The organism is Mesorhizobium sp. 113-1-2, from assembly GCF_016756475.1.
Taxonomy (GTDB): domain Bacteria; phylum Pseudomonadota; class Alphaproteobacteria; order Rhizobiales; family Rhizobiaceae; genus Mesorhizobium; species Mesorhizobium loti_C.
The window spans coordinates 6,129,688-6,147,972 of the sequence record NZ_AP023242.1 but is presented as its reverse complement, the minus strand read 5'-3'; the positions used below and the strand labels follow the sequence as shown (position 1 = coordinate 6,147,972).

The following is an 18,285-nucleotide window of genomic DNA, read 5'->3' as shown; positions in this document are numbered from 1 at the left end:
CCCATGACTGCTTCCGCCACCAGTGACATCATCGCCCGCGCCGTCGAGGTGCTCAGGGAGAACGACCAGGGCGCCTACACCATTCCGACAAAGGGTCTCTATCCCTTTCAGTGGAACTGGGATTCCTGTCTGACCGCGCTCGGCCTTGCCCATTACGACGAGGCGCGTGCCTGGACCGAAATGGAGACCTTGTTCGCGCATCAGTGGCCGGACGGCATGGTGCCGCACATCGTCTTCCATGTCTGGAACGACGGCTATTTTCCCGGCCCCGAGGTCTGGCGGACCGGCCGCCCAACGGCGACCTCCGGCATCACCCAGCCGGCGGTCGCCGGCTTTGCCGCGCGCCGCCTGTTCGACCGGGCGAACGACAAGAAACTGGCGGCGGAGCGGGCTCGCGCATTGGTGCCGAAGATCGATGCATGGCACCGCTGGTTCTACGCGAACCGCGACCCCAGGGGGGAGGGGCTGGTTGCCATCATCCATCCCTGGGAGTCCGGCCGCGACAATTCCATCGACTGGGACGACGCCTTCGAACGCGTGCCGACCGAGGGCGTCGAGCCCTACACGCGCCGCGACACCTTGCACGCCGACCCGGCGCATCGCCCGACGCGCGAGCAGTATGACCGCTATATCTGGCTGGTGCAGCATTTTCGCGGGCTTGGCTGGGACAATGCCAGGCTGCACGACGCCTCGCCCTTCCAGGTCGTCGATCCCGGCTTCAATGCCATTCTGATCCGCGCCGCGGCTGATCTTGCCGATCTCGCCGAGGAACTGGGCGAAACCGAGATCGCCGCCGCCAACCGCGCCCGCGCGCAAAAGGGCCTGGCCGCCATGGAGCGGCTGTGGAGCGATGCGCATGGCCAGTATCTCTGCCTCGACCGCGTCACCGGCGCGTTGATCGACAGCGCGTCGGTCGGCGGCATCCTGCCGGCCTTCGCGGCCATCCCCAAGCCTCGTGCCGCCGCAATCGCCGCAACCGTCGAACGGCTTGCCGGCACGGCACGCCATGTCGTGCCGTCGCATGATTCCGGCGATCCGCGCTTCGACGCCAAGCGCTATTGGCGCGGTCCGGTCTGGCTGGTGGTCAACTACATGATATCAGACGGGCTGGCCGCCGCCGGCCACGGTCAGGTCGCGCAACGCATCACCCAGTCCAGCCTCGATTTGATCCGGGGAAGCGGCTTTGCCGAATATTACGACCCTCTCACCGGCGAGCCGCTCGGCGGCGGCCGGTTCACCTGGACGGCGGCAATGGTGATAGAGTTTCTGCGCAACGCCAGTTGAGTGCTTGCAGCCCGCTGTATCGACCTCTATCCCTCTGTTGCTACAAGAATCCGTCATATCGGGCCATCTATACTGGCAACCGGAATTCGTTCGAGCGACGAGAGGCGCGGCTTGGAATTTGACTTGAAGACCATCGAAGCGCTCGCGCCCGACCAGGCGTCGTTGAGCGCGGCTTCAAAGTTGACCAGGCAATCGAACTGGCCAAGGCTCGAGAAGAACGAGCAGTTGGCGCTTATCTGGGGCGAATGCCAGGGCTCCGGCTCCAACCCCTATCGCGTCGTCGTCGACACCGGCGACCACGGCTACAAGTGCACCTGTCCGTCGCGAAAATTCCCTTGCAAGCACACATTGGCGCTGATGTGGATCGCCGCCACCGCGCCGGCAAGTTTCACCGCCGCAGGCTCGACGCCGGAATGGGTGAACGATTGGCTTGGCCGTCGCCGGAAGACCACGTCACAGCCGGCCGCACCGGCGCCGGGCGCGGCAGGCAAGAGCATCGGCGAGGCCTCGCGCGACGATGAAAGCGCTGTCGTAGAGGACGCCGCCACGATCGAACGCCGAGAGGCAGCACAGCGCAAGCGCGCCGAGGATACGCGGTCCTCGGTCTCGGCGGCTTTGGACGAACTCGATCAATGGATATCGGATCAGCTGCGGCTCGGCCTTGCCGGCTTTGTCGACAACAGCAGCGATCGTTGCCGCCGCATCGCGGCACGGTTGGTCGACATGAAGGCGACGGCGCTAGCCGGCCGCATCGACGAGATTCCGTCACGGCTGATGGGACTACGCAGCGAGGAACGCCCGGACGCGGCGATCCGCGAACTCGGCAAGCTTGTGCTGCTGGCCAAGGCCTGGCGCTCGACACCAGACGACGCCGAGTTGAAGCGGCTGGTGTCGACGTCCGAAAGCCGCGAGCAGGTGCTTGCCAATCCTGATGCGATCCAGGTCGAAAGCCTCTGGGAGGTGCTTGGCGAGAAGATCGAAACGCGCCGCGACGGCCTTGTCACCCATTCGACCTGGCTGCTCGATCTGAACAGCGCCGCCCCGCAATTTGCTCTGCTGCTCGACTATTTCCCCGCCTCTGCCGGCCGCCGGTCGAACGCCTTCACGCCGGGCGATCGCTTCGATGCAAGGCTGGTCTTTTATCCGGCGCGACAGCCGCTGCGGGCGCTCGTGGTCGAGCGCAAGGGCGATGTCTCGTCGAGGGAATGGCCGGATTTCGGCTTTGACAAAGCCGATCCGCTCGCCGCCCATGTCGCTCACCAGGACACGGCGCCCTGGCTCACTGATTGTCCCGTCATGCTGCCTCCCGGTGCGATCCTGCTCGACGATCGCGGCGATGCCTGGTGGCAATCCGCCGACAATCCGCATGGCATCGCCTTGCCGATCGCCGATACCGTCAACCCGACGCTGCTTGGGCTGGACCTCGCGGCAACGGCAGCACTCTGGAGCGGCAGCCGGCTTCATTTGCTGGCAGCGCAAAGCGGCTTCGGGAGGCTTGATCTGTCGTGAACGAGATCGAGCAGACGGGTCTGGCGACCATGCGCGATTGCTGGATCACCGGCGGAACCAGCTTTGACCTGGCCCCGGCCGCCTGGAAGGACATCGCCGCCGGTGCAAACCCCGACGAGCGTGAGCGCCGGCTGCTGGCGATTGCCGCGCAAGCCCTCGAAATTGCCTTGCGGCCGGCAGCACCAAAGACGCTGAAGCGGCGCCCGCCGCTGCCTGAACTCGCCTTGCCGATGCTGCCGGAGCGGTTGCGGCCGCTGTTGCGGGCGGCGCTGAAACATGCCGCCGACGCAAGGAGCAAGTCGCGCGTGGTGGCACTCGTTGCCAGCCGCGGCTTCGTGCTGCATCCGATGGACTGGATGCCGGCCGCGTCGGATCAGACCAGCCCGGATGTCTATGCGCCCTGGATCGACTGGCAGGCGGGCGTCGACGGCGAAAAACATACGAGCCGGGAGCAACTAACGGCGCAGAATTGGGACGAATTCTATCCCGCCGCGCGCCGCAGTGCGCTGGCCGATATGCGCCGCACCGCGCCGGCCCTAGCCCGGCAGTTGATCGAAACCAAGGGGGCCAGAGAGCCGGCGGAGGTCAGGCTTGCGCTCATCGCACTCATGCATTTCGGCCTGGGGCCCGATGACGTGCCTTTCCTGAAAAGCCTGTCCGCCGATCGCTCGGGCAAGGTGCGCGAACTCGCCGGCCGGCTGCTGGCGCGGTTGGGCCAGCACGGCCAGCCAGGCGATGGCGGGCCGGAAGATCCGATATCCGAACTCGCCGCCTTCATCGCGGAAGGCAAATCCGGCTTCATTCGCCGCCGCACCACCTACACGCCGGCAAAGCTGAAATCCCCGGCGCAGGAACGGCGCCGCGCTGAACTGTTCGAGACCTGCAATTTGGTCGACCTTGCCGCGCGTTTCGGCGTCACCGAATCTGACTTCATCGGCGCATGGCAGTTCGGCGCCGACAACAATGTCGATATCCTTGTCGCCCGCATGGTCGCAGCGTCGGGCAGCGATGCGGCGGTCACGCACATGGCCGACACGCTTGTCGCCGAGGGTGGCAAGCCGGCGCTTTTCGTCCTGCATTTGATGCCGCGTCTGGACAGTCGCAGGCAACGCGTCCTGATCAGGCTGATCCTGAAGGACACGCAATATCTTGGCGCGCTTAGCCTGGCCGAGGGTGTCGAAGCAGGCTGGCTGGACTGGGCCGACCTGACCAACGGCAAGACGCTGCCGGCACTGCGCACCGCTGTCGCGGGCAACGATGGCGCCGTGAAGCGCGGCGTCGACCAGCTTCTGGAAACGCTGGGCTTTCTCGCCACCGCGGAGGCGGCGGAAAAATTGATCGGCGATGTCGTCGCGGCCGGCATGGCGCCGGCAGCACCTTCGCTCGCTCTTCTGCGCCTCAACGCATCCCTGACCGGCCCTTGAGCCAACACATGATCAATCCGGAGAACAGCAAATGAACGCAGCCATCCGTCTTCCGGTCGAGCAGGCCTACGCCGCCGAATTGCAGGCGCTCGCGCGCAATGACGACCGGCAAAGACCCGCCGGCTGGAGCCTGTCGCCAAAGGCGGTGCTGACGTACCTGCTTGGCGGAAAGGCTGACGACGGCACGCTGATCACGCCCAAATATGTCGGCCGCCGCCGATTGATGGAGACCGCCGTGGCGACGCTCGCCACCGACCGCGCGCTGTTGCTGCTCGGCGTTCCCGGCACCGCCAAGTCCTGGGTGTCGGAGCATCTCGCCGCCGCCATCATGGGCGACTCGACGCTGATCGTGCAGTGCACGGCCGGCACCGACGAGAACCAGATCCGCTACGGCTGGAACTACGCGCAGCTTCTGGCCAAGGGCCCAAGCCAGGAGGCGCTGGTGCCGACGCCGCTCTACCGCGCCATGCAGGACGGCAAGCTCTGCCGTCTCGAGGAACTGACGCGCATGGGCTCGGACGTGCAGGACACGCTGATCACCGTGCTGTCAGAAAAGATGATGCCGATCCCCGAACTCAACACCTCGATCTACGCGCAGCGCGGCTTCAACATCATCGCCACCGCCAACAACCGCGACAAGGGCGTCAACGAATTGTCCTCGGCGCTGAAACGCCGCTTCAATGTCGTCGTGCTGCCCTTGCCCGAAGACATGGCGGAGGAAGTGGCGATCGTCTCCAAGCGCCTCGGCGAGATGGCCGGCGGTCTCGACCTGCCCGTGCCGAAGAATGTCGGTGAGGAGATCGCCCGGGTACTGACCATTTTCCGTGAGCTGCGCTCGGGTGCAACGGCGGATGGCAAGGTGACGCTGAAGACGCCGTCGGGCTCGCTGTCCACGGCCGAAGCGATCGCCACCATGGTTGGCGGTCTCAGCCAGGCGGCCTGGTTCGACAGCGGCAAGCTTGGCGCAGAAGGCCTTGCCGCCAGCCTTGTCGGCGCGATCGTCAAGGATCCGGTGCAGGACAAGCTGGTGCTGGAGGAATATCTGGAAACCGTGCTCAAGAAGCGGCCCGACTACGCCGGCTATTACGCCGCCTTGAATGCCGCGATCTGACGCCATGGCGCTTAGCGACGTTTCCTATTTCGGCATACGCCATCACGGGCCCGGCTCCGCCGACAGCCTGATGCAGGCCTTGCAGGAGTTGAAACCGGTCGCTGTGCTGATCGAGGGACCGGCCGACGCGTCGGCGCTGCTGCCATTGCTCGCCCGTCCCGAAATGCAGCCGCCTGTGGCACTGCTGTGCTATCCTGAGGACGATCCGGCCTCGACCAGCTTCTGGCCCTTTGCCGAGTTCTCGCCGGAGTATCAGGCCACGCTCTGGGCCGTCGCCAACAAGGCGGCAGTGCGCTTCATCGACCTGCCGTCTTCGGCGCGGGTAGCCCCGGTTGAAGCCGCGGAAAAAACCGATGGAACGGAAGTCCCTGTCGAGGCTGAGACGGCGCCGCATCTGCGCGACCCGATCGGCACGCTGGCGCAGGCCGCCGGCTATGAGGATGGCGAGAGCTGGTGGGCCGACATCATCGAGCAGAACCCTGAGCCCGGCCCGATCTTCGCGGCAATAGCTGACGCGATGACGACGCTGCGCGAAGGCGAAGGACCGCTTGCCGAATTCGAGGCAAAGCGCGAAGCCTATATGCGGCTTGAAATCGCGGCCGCGTGTAAGGAATTCGACGGACCGATCGCCGTCGTCTGTGGCGCCTTCCATGTGCCGGCACTGCAGGCGACACGTCCGCTCAAAGAGGACCAGGCCATCCTGAAAGGGCTTGCCCGGCGCAAGGCCACGATGACCTGGGCGCCATGGACCGGCCCGCGCCTGGCGCTCGGCTTTGGCTATGGCGCCGGCGTCGTGGCACCGGGCTGGTGCAAGCATCTGTGGCGCACGCGAGGCCGGCATGACGCGGCGACGCTGTGGCTCGCCATGATCGCTGCGGTGCTGCGGGCAAAGGGGCACATGGTATCGACCGCCTCGTTGATCGAGGCCGAGAGGCTGGCCCGCACGCTGGCCGTGATCCGCGAGCGGCCAAAACCCGGTTTCGAGGAATTGCGTGATGCCGCGATCGCGGCCCTGTTCAACGGCGAGGCGGTGCTGTGGGCGTTGGTCGAAGCCGAACTGCTTTTGGGCGCCGATGTCGGTGAAATTCCGCCCGACACTCCACTGGCGCCGCTGATCGAGGATCTGCAGCGCAACCAGAAGGCGGCGCGGCTGAAGCCGGAGGCGCTGGAGCGCGAATTGTCGGTCGATTTGCGCAGCGAAAGCGGGCTGTTCCGCTCGACCTTGCTGCACCGCTTGAACGTGCTTGGTGTGCACTGGGGCAAGCTCACCGACGCTGGCCGCAGCCGCGGCACGTTTCGCGAGCGCTGGACCCTGTCGTGGGAGCCGGAATATGCCGTTCGCCTGGTCGAGAACCTGGTCCACGGGCCGACGATCGAAAAGGCCGCCAACGGCCGGCTGATCCAGATGATTGGTGCCACGACATCGCTCGATGCGCTGGCGGCACTGGTCCAGGGCGCCATCACGGCCAATTTGTCGGAGGCCTCGACGGCCGGCCTGGCGGCTCTGGAGGAACGCGCGGCGCGCAGCAGCGAATGCCTGGAAATCCTGGCATCGGTGCCGCCGCTCGCCGACATCATCCGCTATGGCGAAGCCCGCAAGACCGAAACGGCTCGCCTGTCTGGACTGCTGGAGCGGCTGATCGTCGAGGGCGGCATCGCGCTCGTCTACGCCGCACGCGACCTCGATGCACAAGCTTCCTCGGCGCTGGTCGGCGCTATGAGGAAAGCCGACGAGGCGATCAAGCTGGTCGAGCCCGAACAGGACGTTCTGGACGCCTGGCGCAACGGATTGGCGGCGGTGCTGGACGGATCGCGATCGACCGCGCTGGTGGCCGGCTGTGCCGCGCATCTGCTTTACGAGGCCGGCCACCTGTCCGCCGACGCTGCAGCGGGTTTGATCGCGCGGCGCCTGTCGCCGGGAACACCGGTCACCGAGGCCGCCGGGTTTTTCGAGGGTTTCTTCAGCACCGCCGGTCAGCGGCTGATCTATGACGAAGGCCTGCGCGGAGCCGTCGATGCCTGGCTCAAATCGCTCGACGAAGACGCTTTCATCGCGCATCTGCCGTTGCTGCGCCGGGTCTTTTCGCATCTGGATTCGATGGAGCGGCGGCGGTTGATCGAAGCGGTCCTTGGCCGCTCCAGGCGCCTGCCGGCCGGGCTGACGCCGACGCCCAGCGGTGACGAGGCCTGGCGCCGGCATCTGGAACGGCTTGCACCTCTGCTGATGGGTGGGAACGGCAATGGATGACGAAATCGACATCGGCGAAACGGAGCCCGCCGGCGACGGCCGGGAGCGCCGCTGGCGCCTGGCGATCGGCGCGGATGACGAGGCTTCGTCGGCGTTGTCCGACAATGACAAGCGGCTGTCGGCAGCGCTCGATGCACTCTACGGCGATGGCGCCGGCGATGCGGCGGCAGATCCGCGCAAGCGGCGCGGCGGGCTCGGCCGCTCGGCGCCGAAAGTGGCGCAGTGGATGGGCGATATCAGGTCGTTCTTTCCCGCGCAGGTCGTGCAGATCGTCCAGAAGGATGCGTTCGAGCGGCTCAACCTGAAACAGATGCTGATGGAGCCGGAATTCCTCAAGGCGATCGAGGCCGACGTCAATCTCGTCGCCGACCTGATCTCGCTGCGCTCGGTCATGCCGGCCAAGACCAAGGATATCGCACGCACCATCATCGCCGATATCGTCGCCAAGCTGATGCAGCGGCTGGAGCAGAAGACCGCCGAGGCGATCCGTGGCGCGCTCGATCGGTCGCAGCGCACCAACCGCCCGCGCCAGCGCGACATCGACTGGCCGCGCACCATTTCGGCCAACCTTCGCCACTACCAGGCCGAGCACAAGACCATCGTGCCGGAGAAGCTGGTCGGCTTCATGCGCAAGCAGCGCAGGCTGGTCGATCTCGACGAAGTCGTGCTCTGCGTCGACCAGTCGGGCTCGATGGCAAGCTCGGTGATCTACGCCTCGATATTCGCCGCCGTGATGGCGTCCTTGCCGGTGGTGCGCACCAAGCTCGTCTGCTTCGATACGACGATCGTTGACCTGACCGAGGAGCTCAGCGATCCGGTCGAAGTCCTGTTCGGCGTGCAACTTGGCGGCGGCACCGACATCAACCAGGCCGTCGCCTATTGCGCCGATCGCATCGAGCGGCCGACCACGTCGCATATGGTGCTGATCACCGACCTGTATGAAGGCGGCAACGGCCAGGAATTGCTGCAGCGGCTGGCAGGGCTGGTTCGCTCCGGCGTCAATGTCGTGGTGCTGCTGGCACTGACCGATCAGGGCAGGCCGGGCTATGACCCGAAGATGGCCGGGTCGGTGGCGGCACTCGGCATTCCGGTCTTCGCCTGCATGCCGGACTTGTTTCCCGACATGATGGCGGCGGCCTTGCGACGGGAAGATGTCGGCGCATGGGCAGCAGGCGCCGACATCAAGCTGGTTCGCGCCGAGGACGACAGTCCGGCGGCCGACGCCTAAGCCGCGCTCAACTCGGCGTTGTCAAAAGCGGCAATCCAAAACCTGGCTTGAACAGCCGGCAATGCTGATCTGCACGCCGGATGGGGGGCCGCGCGTATCGCCATTAACGGACATCGCCATGTCGCGATTTGCACAGGGGTTGCTTGACTCCGATCGCCCGTTGTGAAAAATTTTGCAGCAACTGATAAAAATATCATAGGGTGGAAATGGTAGGGTTCGGCAACGGTCTCCTGCGCGACGATGAAACCAGCATGGCGACGCGTGCCGCCTGGCTTCACTATGCCGGCGGGCTGACCCAGTCCGAGGTCGCCAAGCGGCTGGGGCTGACCAGCCTCAAGGCCCATCGCCTCATCACCAAGGCCAACCAGGAAGGGCTGGTGAAGGTCTATATCGACGGCGAAGTCTCCGAATGCGTCGAGCTCGAGGACGAACTGTCCCGCCGCTACGGCCTCGATTATTGCGAGGTGGTTCCGGACTTCGATTCCGAGGATTTGCCGCTCAAGGCGCTCGGCATTGCCGGCGCGCAGTTCCTCAAGCGCGAAATCGAGCGTGGCGAGGAGGCGCTGATCGGTGTCGGCCATGGCCGCACTCTGGCCGCTTGCGTCGAATACCTGCCGCGCACCTCGACCGACAAGATCCGCTTCGTCTCGCTGCTTGGCGGCCTGACGCGCAAATTCTCGGCCAATCCGCACGATGTCATTCACCGCCTGGCAGAACGCACCGGCGCCGAGGCCTACGTCATGCCGGTGCCGATGTTCGCAAACACGGCGGAGGACCGCACCGTCCTGCTCGGCCAGAAGGGCATCAGCGAGGTCTTCGATCTCGCCCGCTCCGCCGACCTGTTGTTCGCCGGTATCGGCACCGCCGAACGCGAGGCGTCGCTGGTCGCCACCGGCATGATCGAGAAGGGTGAGATGGAGGAGATCCGCCGCAATGGCGGCGTCGGCGAATTGCTCGGCCATTTCTTCGACGAAGCCGGCAAGGCGGTGGCGACGACCGTTTCCAACCGGGCGCTGGCCTTGACGCGTGAGGACATTGCCAGCCGCCGGATCGTCGCCGTCGCCGGCGGCAAGATCAAGGTTCGCGCCATCAAGTCGGTGCTCGAAGGCCGCTATCTCAAGGGCCTGATAACAGACGAGCGGACGGCGCGATCGCTCGTGGAAGAGACGCCGGTCGGGTAGCCGGCAACAAGTTCCGTTGAAACTACCCTGTGGAGGAGAAGACGAAATGCATGAGAAAGAGAAAGACCTCATTGACGCCTTCCTGCGCGGACAAGTTGACCGTCGCGGGCTGATAAAGGGCCTCGGTGCCATGGGCCTTGCCGCCGGCACCGCCGGCACGCTGCTCAATCTGGGGCAGACCCGCGCGCTCGCCGCCGATTTCGACTGGCAAGCGCATAAGGGCAAGACCATCAAGCTCCTGCTCAACAAGCATCCCTATGCCGATGCGATGATCGCCGATCTGGAAAACTTCAAGAAGCTGACGGGCATGAACGTCGTCTATGACGTGTTCCCGGAAGACGTCTATTTCGACAAGGTCACGGCCGCATTGTCGGCAAGCTCGCCCGAATACGATGCCTTCATGACCGGCGCCTACATGACCTGGACCTATGGTCCTGCCGGCTGGATCACCGACCTCAACGAATGGATCAAGGATCCGGCCAAGACCAACCCGAACTATGCCTGGGACGACTTCCTGCCTGGCGTGAAGAATTCCTGCGCCTGGAACGGCAAGCCGGGCGGCGCGCTGGGTTCGGAAGATGCCAAGCAGTGGTGCATTCCGTGGGGCTTCGAACAGAACAACATCACCTACAACAAGGCGATGTTCGACAAGGCCGGCGTCACCATTCCTGGCAACATGGATGAGATGGTTGCTGCTGCGGCCAAGCTCACCAAGGATGTCGGTGGCGGCGTCTACGGCATCGGCGTGCGCGGCTCGCGCTCCTGGGCGACGATCCATCCCGGCTTCCTGTCGGCTTACGCCAATTTTGACCAGAAGGACCTCAACGTTTCGGCCGACGGAAAACTGTCGGCGGCCATGAACACCGCCGAATCTAAGGCCTTCCACAAGCAGTGGGTGCAGATGATCCAGGAGAGCGGCCCCAAGGACTGGTCGACCTACACCTGGTATCAGGTCGGTACCGATCTTGGCGCCGGCGCCTCGGCGATGATCTTCGACGCCGATATCCTCGGCTACTTCATGAATGGCGGCGACAACAAGATGGCCGGCAAGCTCGCCTTCGCAAGCTTCAAGGCCAATCCGGCAGCCAAGGCGGCGACCCCCAACATCTGGATCTGGTCGCTGGCAATGTCCAATTTCTCCAAGGACAAGGACGCCACCTGGTACTTCATGCAATGGGCCTCCGGGCCGGAGCACGGGCTGTTCGGCGCGACCAAGATGGACTTCGTCAATCCGGTCCGCCAGTCGGTGTGGAAGGACGAGATGTTCCGCGAAAAGCTGAACAAGAGCTATCCCGGTTATGTCGAGATGTTCGACGCCTCGGCGCCCGGCGCCTCGATCAAGTTCACGGCGCAGCCGCTGTTCTTCGATCTCACCACCGAATGGGCGGCGACGCTGCAGAAGATGGTGGCCAAGGAAGTGCCGGTCGACGAGGGCCTCGACAAGCTCGCCGAAAGCATCAACGGTCAGCTCAAGGAAGCCGGTCTCGGCTAAGTCGCAACGAGGGCCGGCCTGCCTGGCGTGCCGGCCCTCGTCATACCTTTTCAAGCTTGCGATGCGGTGCCGGAAGGTGACCGCGATTTCGCCCGACCGGTCGCCTTGCTCCCTTGGGCGGCCGGCAGGGCGAAGCGACAGAGACAACGGAGCAACTCGATGACTGCGGTGGTATCGCACAGGCCCAAGCCGTCCGGCTTCAGGATCAGCAAGCGGGTGCTGCCCTATGTGCTCAGCCTGCCGGCCTTGCTCGTCTGCATCGGCATCCTGATCCCGTTCCTGACCTCCGTCGTCTATTCCTTCCAGCGCTACCGGCTGAGCCAGCCCTGGGCGCGGCAGTTCAACTGGGGCGACAACTACATTTCCTTCTTCACCGACCCGAAATTCTGGAACACGCTCAAAGTGTCGCTGCTCTATGCCGGCACCACCGTCGTGCTCGAACTGCTTCTCGGTCTTGCCATCGCCTTGCTGCTGCAGAAGCGCTCGACGCTGAACAATTTCATCTCGATCATGCTGTTGATGCCGCTGATGACGGCGCCGGCGCTCGCGGCCCTGATGTGGAAGCTGATGACCAATCCCGGCTTCGGCGTGCTGAGCTATCTCGCCAGCCTGATCGGGCTGCAGGATTTCCGTTGGGCCTCGTCGCCGTCGACGGCGCTGTTCACCGTCGTGCTCGTCGACATCTGGGTCTACACGCCCTTCATCATGATCCTGCTGCTCGCCGGACTGCGCAGCCTGCCGACGCAGCCCTTCGAGGCGGCCGCACTCGATGGCGTGCCGCGAAGCTTCGTCTTCTTCCGCATCACGCTGCCGATGCTGACGCCCTACATCCTGACGGCGACTTTGTTCCGCCTGCTGGATTCCATCCAGCAGTTCGACATCATCTATGCGATGACCCAAGGCGGGCCGGGCGATACGCTGACCGTCTTCCAGGTCGAGGCCTATCTCAACTTCTTCCAGTCGACCAATGTCGGCCGCTCGGCGGCGATGATGATCATCCTGTGGGCGATCACCTATTTTCTCTCCAACATCTTCATCAAGAACTGGCTCAGGCTGCGCGAACGCGCCCGTGGCCAGGCATAGGAGGCCGGGATGGAACACACCTCGCTTCTCGAACGCATCCTGCGCGGCATCGCGCTGACGCTGGTCGTGATCTTCTTCATGTTCCCGATCGTCTGGATCTTCATGATGTCGTTCCAGACCAATGAGACCATCCTGCGCATTCCGCCGCAGCTGATCTTCGAGCCGACGCTTGCCAACTACACGGCGCTGATCACCGGCAAGCTGATGACCGCCGCCGGCACGCTCGACATCGCCTTCATGCGCAATCTCGGGAATTCGGTGTTCCTGTCGGTCACTTCGGTGGCGGTCTCGCTGCTGCTCGGCGTGCCGGCGGCCTACGCCTTCGCGCGGCACAAATTCCGTGGCTCGGAGGACATCGCCTTCACGCTGCTGTCGTTCAAGTTCGCGCCGGCGCTGCTGGTGCTGCTGCCGCTCACCCTCTATTTCCAGAAGCTCGGGCTCGCCAACACCTATATCGGCCTGATCTGGGTCTACCAGCTGATCTGCCTGCCGCTGATCCTGTGGATCGTGCGCGGCTATTTCGAGGATATCCCGGCCGACATCGAATATGCCTACCGCATCGGCGGCCATTCCTGGTTCGCCACCTTCCGCAAGATCGCGCTGCCACTCGCCGGTCCCGGCATCGCCGCCGCCGGCCTGCTCGCCTTCATCTTCGCCTGGAACAATTTCGTTTTCGCCCTGGTGCTGGCCTCGGCCGACAAGCAGCCGGTGACGGTCGGCGCGCTCGCCTTCATCACCTCCTCGGGCATCCAGTACGGCCAGATCTCGGCGGCCATCGTGCTCTCGATCACGCCGACGCTGGCGCTCGCCCTCTATGCGCAGCGCTATCTGGTCGAAGGCCTCTCGCTTGGCGCGGTGAAAGGATAGACATGGCCAGCCTCGAACTCAGAAACATCGTCAAGCGCTACAAGAGCCAGACCGTCCTCGACAATCTGTCGCTGACTGTCGCCGACGGTGAAACCCTCGTGCTGTTTGGACCCTCAGGTGCCGGCAAGACGGTGCTGCTCAGGCTCGTTGCCGGCGTCATCGATCCCGATGAGGGCAAGATCTTCATCGGCGGCGACGACATGACCGATGTCGACGCGGAGTTCCGCGGCATCGGCATGGCGTTCCAGAATTTCGCGCTGTTTCCGCATATGACCGCATTCGACAACATCGCCACGCCGCTGGAGGCCAAGCGGTCCTCGCAAGGCGCCATCAAGGCCGGCGTCGAGAGCGTCGCCAAGCTGTTGAAGATCGCCCATGTGCTCAGCCACAAGCCGCGCGCGCTCTCCAACGGCCAGAAGCAGCGCACCGCACTTGCCCGCGCGCTGGTCGGCTCGCCGCCGCTTCTGCTGCTCGACGATCCCTTGCGCAATGTCGACGCCAAGCTGCGTTTCGAGATGCGGCTCGAACTGCCGCGCCTGCTGGCCGATCGCGGCGCCACCGTCGTCTACGTCACCCAGGACTACAAGGAAGCCATGGCGCTCGGCGACCGCATTGCGGTCATGTCTCAAGGCGTCATCCGGCAGCTCGGCACGCCCGAGCAAATTTATCGCGAGCCGGCCAATATCGAGATCGCGCGGCTGTTCGGCGACCCGACCATCAACCTGCTCGACGTCAAGCCTGCGCGGGATAGCAGGGGCATTTATGTCGGCCTCTCCAATGTCCAGGTTCATCTCGCCGGTGCTTATGACACGGCGGTCGGCCGCGACTGTGTGATCGGCCTGCGGCCTGAAGCGCTGAGCTTCGTCGAGGAGGGCATCCCGGGCGCCATTCCGGTGACGGTCGAGGCCGAGACGCCGCTCAACGAAAAGATCGTCACATTGGTGCGCACCGTGCGCGGCCGCGAGATCCTGGTTTCGCGCCCGGCCGGAACGCCGGGGCGCAGCGAGGGCAAGGCCCATATCGCCGTCGACGGCAAGAGTGCCCTGCTGTTCGATCACGCCAGCGGCGACCGCATCGGTTCGAAGAACGTCGTCGCCTTGCGCAATGGAGAAGCGGCATGAGCCAGAGCGCACTCACCATTTCAGGCGTCGACAAGTTCTATGGTCCGATCGACCGGGGCGTGCACGCCGTCAAGAACCTGACGATGGACATCGCCAAAGGCGAGATCGTCGCCCTGCTCGGTTCGTCGGGCTGCGGCAAGACCTCGACACTGCGCATGATCGCCGGTTTCGAGGACGTGTCGCGCGGCGAGATCGCCGTCGCCGGCCGCAAGGTGCACACTCTGGCGCCGGTCAAGCGCAATGTGGCGATGGCCTTCGAAGGTTACTCGCTCTATCCGCCGCTCACCGTGCGCGAGAACATGGCTTTCGCGCTGAAGGCGGCGCGGTTGCCGAAGAGCGAGGTCGACGCCAAGGTCGCCAGCATCGCCAAACTGCTCGAGATCGAGGACATACTGGAGCGCTACCCCAGCTCCATTTCCGGCGGCCAACAGCAACGCGCCAGCCTCGGCCGAGCGTTGATCCGCGAGGCTGATCTGCATCTGCTCGACGAGCCGATGGGGCAGCTCGAACCGCAGCTGCGCGCCGTGCTGCGCGGCCGCATCAAGCATTTCATCAAGGAGCGCGGTCTGACCGCGATCCTGGTCACCCACGACCAGACCGAGGCCAACGCGCTGGCCGACCGCATCGCGGTGATGGAAGGCGGCGTGCTGCAGCAGTTCGACACGCCGGACCGGATCAAGGAGCGACCGGCGAACCTGTTCACCGGCACCTTCGTCGGCGAACCGCCGATGAACGTCTTCGAAGCCTATGTCGGCGCGACCGCCGGCCGGATCAATCTCAAGCTGCCCGACGGCCTGTCGCTCGACTACGACAAGGACGCCTTCAGCGCGCCGGTGCGCGATCAATTGCTCAGCCGCGAGCGGGTCGTGATCGGCATCAGGCCTTATGCGGTCCGGCGTTCGAAGGAGGGTGTTCCCGCCAGGGTTTCTGCCAATCAGTGGCTTGGCGACCAGACCCATATCGCCGCCGACTTTGCCGGCGGTTCGCTGGTCCTGGTCGAACATGACCGCACCCGCCTCGACCTGGGTGCGCCGATCAATGTCAGCATCGATCCGAAGAACCTGCACGTCTTCGACCAGGCCAGCGGCGAGGCGATTTCGCACGGCATGGAGCTTGCCTGATGCGTGACATATTGATCGGCATCGATGCCGGCACCTCCGTCATCAAGTCCATCGCCTTCGACATAGCGGGCCGGCAGATCGCCGCCGCAGCACTCCCGAACCACTATGAAACGCTGCCGGGCGGCGGCGCCGAACAGGATTTGGCGCGAACATGGAGCGATGCCGCCACGACCCTGCGCCAGCTCGCCGACAAGGTGCCGGACCTCGCCAGCCGGACGGTGGCGATCGCGGTCACCGGGCAAGGCGACGGCACCTGGCTTATCGACGACAGGGGCGAGCCGGTGGCCAAGGGCTGGCTCTGGCTCGACGCGCGCGCCGCCGGCGTCGTCGAGGAGATCCGCGCGCGGCCCGAGGATCGGCTTCGCTTCGAGAAGACCGGCAGTGGGCTCGCCGCCTGCCAGCAAGGTTCGCAATTCGTCTTCATGAAGCGCACCATGCCCGCAATGCTCGGCAAGGCGGCAACCGCGTTCCACTGCAAGGACTGGCTCTATTTCAAGCTGACCGGCGAACGCGCTACCGATCCGTCCGAGGGCACCTTCACCTTCGGCGATTTCCACACCCGCGACTACAGCGACGAGGTGCTCGACGTGCTTGGCGTCGCCGATCTCAGGCATCTGCTTCCGCCGATCGTCGATGGCACAAGGCACAGCACCGCTCTGTCGCAAGCTGCGGCCGACGCCACCGGCATGCTGGCCGGCACGCCGGTCGTGCTCGGTTATGTCGACGTCGTCTGTACCGCGCTCGGCGCCGGCCTGCTCGACCGCGAGCGCAAGCCGGGTTGCTCGATCATCGGCTCCACGGGCATGCATATGCGGCTGGCCGAAACTCCCGACGACGTGCAGCTCAACGAAGCGGCGACCGGTTATACGATGGCGATGCCGGCGCCCGGCGTGTTCGCGCAGATGCAGTCGAACATGGCGGCGACGCTCAACATCGACTGGGTGCTTGGGCTTGCCTCCGGCATTCTCGCCTCGCAAGGCATCACCCGCAGCAATGGCGAGATGATCGCGCTGGTCGATGCCTGGATCGCGGCCGCGCAGCCGGCCTCGTTGCTCTATCAGCCCTATGTGTCGGAAGCGGGGGAGCGGGGGCCGTTCGTCGATGCCAATGCCAGGGCCGGCTTCGTCGGCATTTCCTCGCGGCACGGTTATGCCGATCTCGTGCGCGCCGTCTTCGAGGGCCTGGCCTTCGCGGCGCGCGATTGCTACGCCGCCATGGGGCCGCTGCCGCGCGAAGTCCGCCTCACCGGCGGCGCCGCCAGAAGCCCGGCGCTGCGCAAGATCCTGGGGGCGGCGCTGGGCGCCGACATTCGCACCAGCGCGCGCGAGGAGGCGGGCGCGGCGGGCGCCGCGATGATCGCCGCGGTCAGCGTCGGCCTTTACAAATCAATGGACGAATGCGTCGGCGAATGGGTGACGCCGCTGCTTGGCGAGGCCGAGCCGAGCGACCGCAACCTCGCCGCGATCTACGACAAGATGACCCCGTCCTACATGTTGGCACACCAGGCGTTGCGGCCGGTCTGGCGCGCAATGGCGGCATCGCAGGCAAATTGAGAAGTTGAGTATGCGTAAGACAATAGCGATCATTGGCGACAACTTCATGCTTCCGCAGGTGTTCCGTGCGGAAATCGAGAAGGCCGCGAGCGGCGACCTCGACATCAGGACATTGCAGACGGCCTGGCCCGACGAGCCGATGGAGTTCGGCAATCCGGTGCTCGGCCTCGACAAGGTCAAGGAGTATTTCGGCCACCCGGACGAGGTCGTCGATTTCATCGGCGATGCCGAAATCCTCGTCACCCAGCTGGCGCCCCTGTCGGACGGCATGATGCGGCGCCTGCCGACGCTTAAGCTGGTTGCGGTTTCCCGTGGCGGACCGATCAACATCGACATGGAGGCGGCCAAGGCGCACGGCATCACCGTGGTCAACGTGCCCGGCCGCAACGCGACGGCCGTTGCAGAGTTCACCCTCGGCGCCATCCTGGCCGAGACGCGGCTGATCCGGGTCGGCCACGAGGCCTTGCGCAAGGGCGAATGGCGCGGCGATCTCTACCGCGCCGACCGCACAGGCCGCGAGCTCAACGAAATGACCGTCGGTGTCATCGGCTACGGCAATATCGGCACCAAGGTCGTCCGCCTGCTGCGCGCCTTCGGCTGCCATGTTCTCGTTTGCGACCCTTATGTCCAACTGAGTGCCGAAGACCGCAATGCCGGCGTCGAACTCGTCGCGCTGGACGATCTCCTGTCCCGCTCCGATGTCGTTACGCTGCATCCCCGGGTGACCGAGGAGACGCGCGGCATGATCGGCAAGGACACCATCGCGCGGATGAAGCCGGGAGTGGTTCTCATCAACACCGCGCGCGGACCGCTGGTCGACTATGACGCGCTCTACGAGGCACTCGTTTCAGGCCAGATCGCCAGCGCCATGCTGGAGACGTTCGCGGTCGAGCCGGTGCCATCGGACTGGCCGCTGCTGCAGCTTCCCAATGTGACGCTGACGCCCCACATCGCCGGCGCTTCGGTGCGCACCGTCACCTATGCCGCCGAACAGGCCGCCGAAGAGGTGCGCCGCTACCTCGCCGGCTTGCCCCCGGTCAATCCGTGCTGAGGCAGTGGCCAT

The 18,285-nt window shown here is 65.0% G+C and carries 14 protein-coding genes; all 14 read left to right on the top strand.

The window, feature by feature from the left end; all coding sequences use genetic code 11:
• Positions 1 to 3: 3 nt before the first annotated feature.
• The 14 genes from JN279_RS29955 (at position 4) to JN279_RS29890 (ending at position 18,273) form a co-directional block, all read left to right on the top strand.
• Entirely contained in the window at positions 4 to 1,284 is a 1,281-nt protein-coding gene (locus JN279_RS29955; protein ID WP_202350966.1) for an MGH1-like glycoside hydrolase domain-containing protein, read from the top strand.
• A 123-nt stretch (positions 1,285 to 1,407) separates the two neighbouring features.
• Positions 1,408 to 2,793: an SWIM zinc finger family protein gene (locus JN279_RS29950; RefSeq protein ID WP_244734188.1), complete on the top strand. Its 1,386-nt coding sequence runs from the start codon at positions 1,408 to 1,410 to the stop codon at positions 2,791 to 2,793.
• Positions 2,790 to 4,217: a DUF5691 domain-containing protein gene (locus JN279_RS29945; protein WP_202350964.1), complete on the top strand. Its 1,428-nt coding sequence runs from the start codon at positions 2,790 to 2,792 to the stop codon at positions 4,215 to 4,217. Before JN279_RS29950 ends, JN279_RS29945 begins: the two co-directional genes overlap by 4 nt.
• A 31-nt stretch (positions 4,218 to 4,248) precedes the next feature.
• Entirely contained in the window at positions 4,249 to 5,328 is a 1,080-nt protein-coding gene (locus JN279_RS29940) for an ATP-binding protein (RefSeq protein ID WP_202350963.1), read from the top strand.
• A 4-nt stretch (positions 5,329 to 5,332) separates the two neighbouring features.
• Positions 5,333 to 7,576 carry a DUF5682 family protein gene (locus tag JN279_RS29935; RefSeq protein ID WP_202350962.1) on the top strand — a complete coding sequence of 748 codons (2,244 nt, stop codon included), beginning with the start codon at positions 5,333 to 5,335 and terminating at the stop codon, positions 7,574 to 7,576.
• Positions 7,569 to 8,804 carry a VWA domain-containing protein gene (locus JN279_RS29930; protein ID WP_202350961.1) on the top strand — a complete coding sequence of 412 codons (1,236 nt, stop codon included), beginning with the start codon at positions 7,569 to 7,571 and terminating at the stop codon, positions 8,802 to 8,804. The genes JN279_RS29935 and JN279_RS29930 overlap by 8 nt, the downstream gene beginning before the upstream one ends.
• 206 nt (positions 8,805 to 9,010) lie before the next feature.
• Positions 9,011 to 9,985, top strand: coding sequence for a sugar-binding transcriptional regulator (locus tag JN279_RS29925; RefSeq protein ID WP_115143718.1), 975 nt, complete (start codon positions 9,011 to 9,013; stop codon positions 9,983 to 9,985).
• A gap of 46 nt (positions 9,986 to 10,031) precedes the next feature.
• Positions 10,032 to 11,477 (top strand): ABC transporter substrate-binding protein, encoded by a 1,446-nt coding sequence (locus tag JN279_RS29920; protein ID WP_096455654.1) that lies wholly within the window; start codon positions 10,032 to 10,034, stop codon positions 11,475 to 11,477.
• Between the two features lie 159 nt (positions 11,478 to 11,636).
• On the top strand, positions 11,637 to 12,560 hold the full coding sequence (locus tag JN279_RS29915; RefSeq protein ID WP_202350960.1) for a carbohydrate ABC transporter permease: 924 nt from the start codon (positions 11,637 to 11,639) through the stop codon (positions 12,558 to 12,560).
• Between the two features lie 9 nt (positions 12,561 to 12,569).
• Positions 12,570 to 13,427, top strand: a complete 858-nt coding sequence (locus JN279_RS29910) for a carbohydrate ABC transporter permease (RefSeq protein ID WP_019856823.1) — start codon at positions 12,570 to 12,572, stop codon at positions 13,425 to 13,427.
• A gap of 2 nt (positions 13,428 to 13,429) precedes the next feature.
• Positions 13,430 to 14,548, top strand: a complete 1,119-nt coding sequence (locus JN279_RS29905) for an ABC transporter ATP-binding protein (RefSeq protein ID WP_202350959.1) — start codon at positions 13,430 to 13,432, stop codon at positions 14,546 to 14,548.
• Positions 14,545 to 15,669, top strand: a complete 1,125-nt coding sequence (locus JN279_RS29900; RefSeq protein WP_202350958.1) for an ABC transporter ATP-binding protein — start codon at positions 14,545 to 14,547, stop codon at positions 15,667 to 15,669. The genes JN279_RS29905 and JN279_RS29900 overlap by 4 nt, the downstream gene beginning before the upstream one ends.
• Complete coding sequence (locus tag JN279_RS29895; RefSeq protein ID WP_096455662.1) at positions 15,669 to 17,222, top strand: FGGY-family carbohydrate kinase; 1,554 nt, start codon at positions 15,669 to 15,671, stop codon at positions 17,220 to 17,222. Before JN279_RS29900 ends, JN279_RS29895 begins: the two co-directional genes overlap by 1 nt.
• 10 nt (positions 17,223 to 17,232) lie before the next feature.
• On the top strand, positions 17,233 to 18,273 hold the full coding sequence (locus tag JN279_RS29890; RefSeq protein WP_096455664.1) for a 2-hydroxyacid dehydrogenase: 1,041 nt from the start codon (positions 17,233 to 17,235) through the stop codon (positions 18,271 to 18,273).
• Positions 18,274 to 18,285: the final 12 nt, after the last annotated feature.